The sequence below is a fragment of the Moraxella sp. 179-F 1C4 NHS genome, from assembly GCF_045370505.1.
Classification (GTDB): Bacteria; Pseudomonadota; Gammaproteobacteria; order Pseudomonadales; family Moraxellaceae; genus Faucicola; species Faucicola tetraodonis.
In genome coordinates this window covers 1-2,678 of sequence record NZ_JBIQEC010000056.1, presented here as the reverse complement: position 1 = coordinate 2,678, position 2,678 = coordinate 1, and the positions used below count along the sequence as shown (strand labels likewise).

At 36.3% G+C, this 2,678-nt stretch carries 4 protein-coding genes; 1 reads left to right on the top strand and 3 read right to left on the bottom strand.

Features of this window, described 5'->3' with window-relative positions:
• The first annotated feature begins 100 nt into the window (after positions 1-100).
• Complete coding sequence (locus tag ACH0AB_RS11735; protein ID WP_406878252.1) at positions 101-250, top strand: hypothetical protein; 150 nt, start codon at positions 101-103, stop codon at positions 248-250.
• Positions 251-398: 148 nt separating this feature from the next.
• Here ACH0AB_RS11735 and ACH0AB_RS11730 read toward each other — a convergent pair whose 3' ends face one another.
• From ACH0AB_RS11730 to ACH0AB_RS11720, 3 genes are all read right to left on the bottom strand, one after another.
• Positions 399-527 (bottom strand): hypothetical protein, encoded by a 129-nt coding sequence (locus ACH0AB_RS11730; protein WP_406878251.1) that lies wholly within the window; start codon positions 525-527, stop codon positions 399-401.
• Positions 528-788: 261 nt separating this feature from the next.
• Complete coding sequence (locus ACH0AB_RS11725; protein ID WP_406878250.1) at positions 789-1,094, bottom strand: helix-turn-helix transcriptional regulator; 306 nt, start codon at positions 1,092-1,094, stop codon at positions 789-791.
• Positions 1,091-2,068, bottom strand: coding sequence for a type II toxin-antitoxin system HipA family toxin (locus tag ACH0AB_RS11720; protein ID WP_406878249.1), 978 nt, complete (start codon positions 2,066-2,068; stop codon positions 1,091-1,093). Before ACH0AB_RS11720 ends, ACH0AB_RS11725 begins: the two co-directional genes overlap by 4 nt.
• Positions 2,069-2,678: the final 610 nt, after the last annotated feature.

Below are 2,678 nucleotides of genomic sequence, written 5' to 3'. Positions count from 1 at the left end.
TTCTCATGAGTTTTTTATGTTACTTGAATTTGCTTAACACATTATTTTATCAGCTTTTTTAATCGTGAACAGGTTCTTAGAAAAGCTGGATGAAAAAAACTTGTTACTTACAGCGACCGTGATGAATACCGTAAGGCTTGAAGATTGGCTAATCAGTATGTCGCATATGTCAAAAGTCATTGAGCCTGTTAAGCTTAGAGAAATAATTATTGATAGATTAACGGACGGACTGAATCAATACACCAAATAAAATTATCAAATAGTAGTTTCAGATTAAAATTAAAATAATATCAAATTAGTGATAATTAAAAACCAAATTAGAACTAATTTTACATTAATGATTTAGGATTAATATGCTTTTTTATGTCATTTATAAGTATCATCCATAACTACTCAATTTAATCGTAAAGCCAACAAAACCTTGGCGAAAAAGCTGCTATTCCTAAAGCAATCTTTTTAAAATGCTGTTCACCAAAATGCCTCATCACCCATGTCTTACCTACTTGGCGTGCCCCTTGAATAACCAAGGGCTTACTGATTGGACTTTGATACTAGTCTTGAATTTTGGATAGGATATGACGTTGCATTGATAATACCTTAAAATTTCTAACTTTTTTCATGGTAATAATGTTATATATTATACATTTTTCCTATGAAAAAAGTTAAAATTTGGAATCTTTGCATATAAATAAATCCGAAGAATTATAGTGCAAATCTCCCCTAAAATAGAACAGCTCATTGTTCATATTTAAGAAATAGTTGCTTTAAATCCGAGATAGTTATATTGTTTATCGATAACCTAATTTTAACCCCAAGGCAAATGGACGAAAAATCTGATTGATGGTATTCACGCTATAGTTACCATGATCATTTTCAATATCGGATATTGTTTTGCGAGAAATTTTGACCAATTTAGCAAATTCATCTTGTTTGATGCCCAATACTTCGATTCGAAGTTTTTTGAGTAGTTTACCTTGAGACAATTCACCTTCCATAAATTGCTCAATCACTTGGTCTCGAGCCTGCGTGCGACTTAATCCTTGTAAATCGGGTGCGGCATCAGATGCCCGCTGACGATTTAGTAAGTTACTCATATCAATCCCCAGTCTTGTAAGCGTTTTGGCAAATAATCAAACGCAATCGCTGGATGCGATAGGATTTTTTCACTGACGCATCGTTGTTGCAATCGATTCGGTAAATCGACCAATTTCTCCGCAGTTTGCTTAAGTTCTTCAAGTAAAATTGAAGGCTCTATCAAATCTAACAAGCTCTCACAGATGGTGATAAAGTTATAACGACCACCCGATTCCAAGGTCTGACCATTGTCATTCTGCCAAATTATACTACGAGCGATGCCTTCAGGGTCAGCTTTCATGGGGGCAAAGTCATAGATAGGGATTAGCCAAATACTTTGTTCATCTCGCAAGAATGCGGTATTACGTCCGTGATTGTCACTATTGCCAAAGGCGATATTTAGTAAATCTCGCTTGACCCACTCTATAACAAACGCCATCTTATCAAATTTGAAGCCTTCATCGGTCATGTTCGAATGCTCAATGATATCAATTAATGCTCTTATCGTTTGCCCATGATAAAGCCGAGTAGCAGGTTTTCGCTTGAGTATGGCATACACTGATTCCATTGCTAGCCTTTGAGTTTTGCCTTGTGCATTCTGTTCAATGTCAAAACGTGGTAGCCATAATGAAGGATAACGCTCACCCTCGATGAGTCGCATTTGTGTTGTTTCAATGGTATCAAAGCCCAAACTGGCTAATTCTTGATAAAAGTGATATTCAGCTCGTAAGATATCGCAGTCAATCTCACTGCGAGCGCCTCGTGGAAACTTGACTAAATAATAGCTATCCTGTGCATCGTAAGAGCCATCAGCTAACTGTTGATGATCAATCCATACTTTATCATTATCGGCGAGTCGTAACACTAGTTTTGGGGCTTCGCCTCCTGCACCTGTCGCACCGCCTGCAATGGCGCCCACTTGATTGGCATAATCCAAAAAGTCAGCATGGCGATTGACGACCTCGTTGATATCAAATAAACGCTTTTCACCCATTGGTAAATTCTCAACGGCTTGTTTGATACGCAGATGACCGATAGGGGCAATCGTAGCAGAATTAAGTAAATGAAAATTCTTTTCTGCCCCTGATAAATGCGTTAGTCCAAGATAATTTAACCAGTATCTTCGACCTGTACCTGCAGGAATAATATCGTCTAATATAGATAGCCATCCGTTGTCAATGCGATAACCAAACAGCTCAACAAGATAATTAATCGAAAAAGCGTAGCAATTATCAGCAAGATAGTGCTGAAAGCTGTAATCACCTAGATAAGCAATTTCAAGTAGGTTAAATTCGTCAAAAGTGAGTTCAGCAATATCCTGCCATTGTTGACTTAAAAAGGCTTGTCTTGTATGGTCAGATTTCTTTTTATAAGTTAATTAATGAGTAATATATTGCTTATTATAGGTATATTCACTTTTTTATGAAAGATATATGTTACAAAGAATCATAATAGTTTTACTTACAATAAGCTGATTGCGCAAAGTATTAATTGATTTGCAAGAGTTGTATGTAGCATAAAGATCTCATTAGGTTCTGTTGAACATTCAAAGCTTCAGCCAATGATAAGCAAAGGCTAGAGCGACCAAATTCTCATAATTACGT

Coding starts and splice junctions, on each gene's coding strand:
- ACH0AB_RS11725 (WP_406878250.1), bottom strand. CDS start 1,094: ATGAGTAACTTACTAAATCGTCAGCGGGCATCTGATGCCGCACCCGAT.
- ACH0AB_RS11720 (WP_406878249.1), bottom strand. CDS start 2,068: ATGGGTGAAAAGCGTTTATTTGATATCAACGAGGTCGTCAATCGCCAT.